A 494-nucleotide genomic window follows, 5' to 3' on the forward strand; every position below is an offset into this window, starting at 1 on the left:
TTTTGGTGCCTGTTGGTAGCGGGATCATCGCTTCAGTTCCTGTATCAGCAGAGTCAGAAGCTTTTCGCTGACAGTGCCGTTGAGGCGGAGTGTCCCGTGCCGGAACGTTACCTCACAGCTGATGCTGAGCTCTGAGTCCTCAGCGGGCGGTTCTGGTTGTACGGCGGTGGCATCGAGAGTCACAGGAAGTAACTGAGGACTCTCAGAGGAAGGTAATAGCAGCTTTCCCTCGCGCCACTGCTGGCGCCATTTAAAGAGCAGATTGGCATTAATGCCATTTTCAAGCGCCAGTTTTGAGATGGATATCCCGGGTTCGCAGGAGGCAGCAACGAGTTGCTGTTTAAACTCAGGAGAATAATGAGGGCAGCCTTTACGCCTGCCGGGAGTCATATTTTTCTGCATATCTGACACTTTGGTTCCCACTACTTATTTGGTGGACACCACTTTGTCGGATGCTTCAGATTATGACCAGACGGTTCACGCTGTACGCTTAC

The 494-nt window shown here is 51.8% G+C and carries 1 protein-coding gene; it reads right to left on the bottom strand.

Annotation, left to right across the window (positions count from 1 at the left end; translation table 11 throughout):
* Positions 1-24 precede the first annotated feature (24 nt).
* The gene (locus HX884_RS26735) at positions 25-402 is read right to left on the bottom strand and encodes a transposase (RefSeq protein ID WP_110820896.1); all 378 of its coding nucleotides are present in this window, start codon (positions 400-402) and stop codon (positions 25-27) included.
* Positions 403-494 lie beyond the last annotated feature (92 nt).

The organism is Enterobacter sp. SECR19-1250 (assembly GCF_013391025.1).
Classification (GTDB): domain Bacteria; phylum Pseudomonadota; class Gammaproteobacteria; order Enterobacterales; family Enterobacteriaceae; genus Enterobacter; species Enterobacter cloacae.

What these genes read in the sequence shown, in the direction of transcription:
- HX884_RS26735 (WP_110820896.1), bottom strand. Translation starts at nt 402, where the DNA reads ATGCAGAAAAATATGACTCCCGGCAGGCGTAAAGGCTGCCCTCATTAT.